We start from the raw sequence: 5,390 nt of genomic DNA, 5'->3' as shown, positions 1-5,390 counted from the left end.
CCCTCTGGACGCCGGGCCCGACCCGCTGTTCGCTGGTGTGGGGCGGGACTTTGGGGGAGCCGTAGCAGCACACCGAAGGACCGGATGGGAGGCCGCCGTGGCTTCAGCTCGGACGACCGGCACGACCGCACGACCGACGGGCGCACGCCCGCACCACCCGCGGACCGGGGCCGCCCGCCCCGCGCGGGCGCGCGACTGGGCGGAGATCCAGGAACGCATGCTGGTGCCGCTCTACGAGGCGGTCTACGACCGGCTGGAGGTCGGCCCGGCGAGCAGTGTGCTGGGCCTGGGCTGCCGGTCCGGGCTGGCCCTGCTGCTCGCCGCCGGGCGGGGTGCCCAGGTCGCCGGGCAGGAGCCGCGGGAGGAGCTGCGCGAGCTGGCCCACGACCGTCGGCTGCGGGTGTGCGCGGGGGCTCGGACAGCGTCCGCCGTCCCCCGCTCGGCCCATTCGCTGGTGACGGTTTTCGAGCAGCTGCCCGGTGCCGCCGGGTCCGGCCCGGTGGTCGCCGAGGCCGCCCGGCTCACTCTCCCGGGCGGGCACGTGGTGCTGGCCGCCTGGGGCCCGCCGGAGCGCTGCGAGAGCGCCGCGGTGCTGGACGTGGCCCGGCGGATGGCGGGCCGGACCACCGCGCGGGACCCGTTCGAGCTGAGCGCGCCGGGCGCCCTGGAGGACCTGCTCGCCCCGGCCGGGTTGCGCCCGGCCGGCAGCGGCCGGGTGAGCTGCCCGTTCGCGTACGCCGACCTCGACAGCGCCGTTCGCGGCCTGCTCTCCACCGGTCTGTTCGATCCGGCCGAGGAGTTCTCCGGCGCCTCGCTGGTGGCCAAGGAGTTGGAGGAGGCGCTCCAGCCGCATCTGCGCGCGGACGGCACGGTGCGGATGGAGAACCTGTTCCGCTACCTGGTCGCCGAGCGGCCGCGCTAGCAGGGGCGGGGAGACGCAAAACCGGGGGCGCTCGCCACTCTGGCGCGCGCCCCCAGCATCGGGCGTCACGCCCGGTCGATCGACTTCCCGTCGGAACCGTCGGAACCCTCGGAACCCTCGGAACCCTCAGAGCCTTCGGAACCCCCGGAAGACCCCGCCGAGCCCTCCGTGGCCGCCTCCCGCGGCACCCCCGCCGCCCGGTAGGCCGCCTCCTCGTCCAGTGTCTCCGCCTCCAGCAGCGCCGCCGCCAGCGCGTCCAGCCGGTGCCGCTGCTCGTTCAGGATCCGCACCGCGTCGCCGTAGCACTCGGAGACGATCCGCCGGGCCTCCTCGTCCACCGCGTCCAGGGTGGTCGGCGCGGCGGAGAGCCCGTACGCGCCCTGCGGGTCGGAGGGCACTGCGGTGAGCCGACCGACCCGCTCGCTCATCCCCCAGCGCCCGGCCATCCCGCGGGCGATGTTGGTGACCTGCTCCAGGTCGCTCTCCGCGCCGGTGGTGATCACCCCGTAGACCACCTGCTCGGCCGCCATGCCGCCGAGCGCGCCGATGATCCGGCCGCGCAGGTAGGGCTCGGTGTACGAGTAGCGGTCGTTCTCCGGGGTGGAGAGGGTGACGCCGAGCGCCCGGCCGCGCGGCACGATGGTGATCTTGCGGACCGGGTCCGCGCCCGGCTGGAGCATGCCCAGCAGCGCGTGCCCGCTCTCGTGGTACGCCGTCCGCTCGCGCTCCTCCTGCGGCATCACCAGCGGCCGCACCGCCCCGAGCTGGACCTTCTCCAGGGCGTCCGAGAGGTCCCGCTCGTTGACGGCGTCCTGCTCGCGCTTGACGGCCAGCAGCGCGGCCTCGTTGACTAGGTTGGCGAGTTCGGCGCCGGTCATCCCCGGCGTGACCTTGGCCAGCTGGTTGAGGTCGGTGCCGCCGGCCAGCGGGACGCTGCGGCTGTGGATGCGCAGGATCGCGGCACGGCCCTCCCGGTCGGGCGGGCTGACGGTGATCCGCCGGTCGAAGCGGCCGGGGCGCAGCAGCGCCGGGTCGAGCACGTCCGCCCGGTTGGTCGCGGCGATCACGATGACGCCCTCGGAGCCGGTGAAGCCGTCCATCTCGGTGAGGATCTGGTTGAGGGTCTGCTCGCGCTCGTCGTGCCCGCCCATGCCGCCGCCGGCGCCGCGCTGGCGGCCGATGGTGTCGATCTCGTCGATGAAGATGATCGCGGGGGCGACCTTGCGGGCCTCGGCGAACAGCTCGCGGACCCGGCTGGCGCCGACGCCGACGATCATCTCGATGAACTCGGAGGCGGAGGCGGAGAAGAACGGCACGTTCGCCTCGCCGGCCACGGCCCGGGCGAGCAGGGTCTTGCCGGTTCCGGGCGGGCCGCTCAGCAGCACGCCGCGCGGCATCTTGGCACCGAGCCGGCGGTACCGCTCGGGGTTCTTCAAGTAGTCGACGACCTCGGTGAGTTCGGCCTCGACCTCGTCGATGCCGGCCACGTCGGCGAAGGTGGTGCGCTTGCCCTCCTCGGCCATGACCGGCTTGGGCGGGGCCTTGCGGCCGAGCGGTCCACCGCCGAGTCCGCCGGCCATCCGGCGGGCGAGCAGCACCCAGATGAAGATCAGCAGCAGCATCGGGGCGAGCGAGAGCAGCAGGTTGGTGAGGAAGCTGCGCTGCTGGACGGGCGAGGTGGCGGTGACCTCGACGCCCTGCTGCTGCAGGGTGGCCCAGAGGTTGTCGCCCGCGAAGGAGGGCCGCTGGGTGTCGAACTCGGTGTAGTCGCCCTTGCCGCCGTCCGGTTTGGGCTGGGCGGTCTTGAGGGTGCCCTCGATCGCGTCGCCCTTGGCGTAGATCTTGGTGATGTTGCCCTTGTTCAGCTGGTTGTTGAACTCGGTGTACGAGATCGTGGTGGCGCCGGCGGGGCCGAAGAAGGACAGCAGCAGGTCCGAGATCAGGAACACCACGAGGGCGGTGAGGGCGAGGCCCACCCAGCCGCCGGGCATCCGGCGCTTGGGCGGCGGGGGCGGGGCACCCTCCGAACGCCAGGGCTGTTCGGGGGTCTGACGTGGCGGCACGGGTTCGGTCACCCATCGGACAATACGGACAGCTGCTCGGACGAGCCAATCGCAACGCCGCGCCCGGACCGCCGTACGCCCGCGCCAACCCCTCCCACCAGCGGCTATGCCGTTGCGCCCGGCCACTCCTCGGCGGTCAGGGCGAACCGCTCGTGGTCGCGCCAGTCGCCCTGGAGGAACAGCATCCGCGGGGAGAAGCCCTCGTGCCGGAAGCCCAGCCGCTTGGCCATCGCGACCGAGCGCTCGTTGTCCGGCTGGACGTTGATCTCCAGCCGGTGCAGCCCCAGCCCGTCGGCCGACTGCGGGGCGAAGCAGCGGTCCACGACCAGCCGCATGCCCTCGGTCATCCGGCCGGTGCCGTTGAACGGGAGGTAGGAGTCGTAGCCCAGCGTGGCGTTGCAGAAGCGGCTCATCACGATGTTGGCGACGTTCACCTTGCCGACCAGTCCGCCGGTCTCCCGGTCGAGGATCAGGAAGGTGCGCAGCCCGGAGCCCTGGCGCTTCAGCAGGTCGGGCAGTCCGTCCGGCTCGACCGGGTTCCACCGTCCGATGTGCTCGGCGGACCGCCGGACCGCCTCGGCGTACGCGGCCGTGTCGTCGGCCCTCGGGGCCCTGATCATCACTCGCATGTCCCCATCATCGGACACGCGATCGGCCCGCCGCCCGGAAACACCGGGCGACGGGCCGACCAGAATCGATCAGGGCCGACCACTGTTGATCAACGGATGACCAGAGGCGGCGGCACGTCCAAGGACTACAGCATGTCCTTGAACTCCTTGGGCAGCTCGAAGTCGGCCGGGCCCTTGCCCGCGCCGAGGCCGAACGCGCCGCCGTCCGCCGGACCCTGGCCGGCGCCCGGACCGAGCGCGCGGCGCTCGGCGGCCGCGGCCTCGTCCTGCGCCCGCTTCAGCGGGTTGCCGCTCTTGCGCTTGCCCTTGGCCTGCGGGGCCTTCTTGGCGGACTTCTTCCCGCCGCCGCCCATGCCGGGGATCCCCGGCATGCCGGGCATGCCCTTGCCGGAGGCCATCGCGGACATCATCTTGCGGGCGTCGAAGAACCGCTCGACCAGGTTCTTCACCTCGCCGACCTGAACGCCCGAACCCTTGGCGATGCGGGCCCGGCGGGAGCCGTTGATCAGCTCCGGCTCGGCGCGCTCGGCCGGGGTCATCGACTTGATGATCGCGCCGACCCGGTTGACGTCCTTGTCGTCGATGTTGTTGATCTGGTCCCGGATCTGGCCCATGCCGGGCAGCATGCCGAGCAGCTTGGAGATCGAGCCCATCTTCTGGACCTGCTCCAGCTGGGACAGGAAGTCGTCCAGGGTGAACTGCTTCGGGCCGCCGCGCAGCTTGGCGGCGATCTTCTCCGCCTCGGCCTGCGAGAAGGTCTGCTCGGCCTTCTCGATCAGCGAGAGGACGTCACCCATGCCGAGGATGCGCGAGGCCATCCGGTCCGGGTGGAAGGCGTCGAAGTCGTCGACCTTCTCGCCGTTGGAGGCGAACATGATCTGCCGGCCGGTGACGTGCGCGACCGACAGGGCGGCACCGCCGCGGGCGTCGCCGTCGAGCTTGGAGAGCACCACACCGGTGAAGTCGACGCCGTCGAGGAAGGCCTGGGCGGTGGTGACCGCGTCCTGGCCGATCATCGCGTCGACGACGAACAGGACCTCGTCCGGGTTCACCGCGGCACGGATGTCGGCGGCCTGCTGCATCAGCTCGGCGTCGATGCCCAGGCGGCCGGCGGTGTCGACGACGACGACGTCGTACTGCTTCTGCTTGGCGTACTCGATCGAGTCCTTGGCCACCTGCACCGGGTCGCCGACGCCGTTGCCCGGCTGCGGGCCGTAGAAGGCCACGCCGGCGCGCTCGGCGACCACCTGGAGCTGGTTGACCGCGTTGGGGCGCTGGAGGTCGCAGGCGACCAGCAGCGGGGTGTGCTTCTGCGTCTTCAGCCAGTGGCCGAGCTTGCCCGCGAGGGTGGTCTTACCGGCGCCCTGGAGACCGGCCAGCATGATCACCGTCGGGCCGCTCTTGGCGAACCGCACCCGGCGGGTCTCGCCACCGAGGATCGCGATGAGCTCCTCGTTGACGATCTTGATGATCTGCTGCGCCGGGTTCAGCGCGCCGGAGACCTCGGCACCGAGGGCCCGCTCCTTGACCTGCTTGATGAAGGCCCGGACGACCGGCAGCGCGACGTCCGCCTCCAGCAGCGCGATGCGGATCTCGCGGGCGGTGGCGTCGATGTCCGCCTCGCTCAGGCGGCCCTTGCCCCGGAGGTTCTTGAACGTCGCTGCGAGGCGATCGGAAAGGGTGTCGAACACGTCGTCGCGGGTCCTCTGCGGCATCGGTATCAGTACGGTCGTCGCCCCCCAGGGTATCCGGCCGCCCCGGGTGAGGTCTCCACCC

The 5,390-nt window shown here is 72.2% G+C and carries 4 protein-coding genes; 1 reads left to right on the top strand and 3 read right to left on the bottom strand.

All coding sequences use genetic code 11. The annotated features are described in order from the left end of the window. Positions 1-217 precede the first annotated feature (217 nt). Positions 218-922, top strand: coding sequence for a class I SAM-dependent methyltransferase (locus ACIQOV_RS25920; RefSeq protein ID WP_401052328.1), 705 nt, complete (start codon positions 218-220; stop codon positions 920-922). Between the two features lie 65 nt (positions 923-987). On the opposite strand, the gene ftsH is transcribed toward ACIQOV_RS25920, so the two are convergent. The 3 genes from ftsH to ffh form a co-directional block, all read right to left on the bottom strand. After that, positions 988-2,997 carry an ATP-dependent zinc metalloprotease FtsH gene (gene ftsH, locus ACIQOV_RS25915; protein ID WP_401052326.1) on the bottom strand — a complete coding sequence of 670 codons (2,010 nt, stop codon included), beginning with the start codon at positions 2,995-2,997 and terminating at the stop codon, positions 988-990. 92 nt (positions 2,998-3,089) lie between these two features. Then, the gene (locus ACIQOV_RS25910) at positions 3,090-3,614 is read right to left on the bottom strand and encodes a GNAT family protein (protein WP_359900590.1); all 525 of its coding nucleotides are present in this window, start codon (positions 3,612-3,614) and stop codon (positions 3,090-3,092) included. A 125-nt stretch (positions 3,615-3,739) separates the two neighbouring features. Continuing rightward, entirely contained in the window at positions 3,740-5,305 is a 1,566-nt protein-coding gene (gene ffh, locus ACIQOV_RS25905; RefSeq protein ID WP_380354239.1) for a signal recognition particle protein, read from the bottom strand. Between the last annotated feature and the right edge of the window lie 85 nt (positions 5,306-5,390).

Origin of the sequence: Kitasatospora sp. NPDC091257, from assembly GCF_044757675.1 — a bacterium.
Lineage (GTDB): Bacteria > Actinomycetota > Actinomycetes > Streptomycetales > Streptomycetaceae > Kitasatospora > Kitasatospora lactacystinica.
Note: the sequence above shows the minus strand (reverse complement) of the source record. Positions and strands in the feature narration are given on the sequence as shown.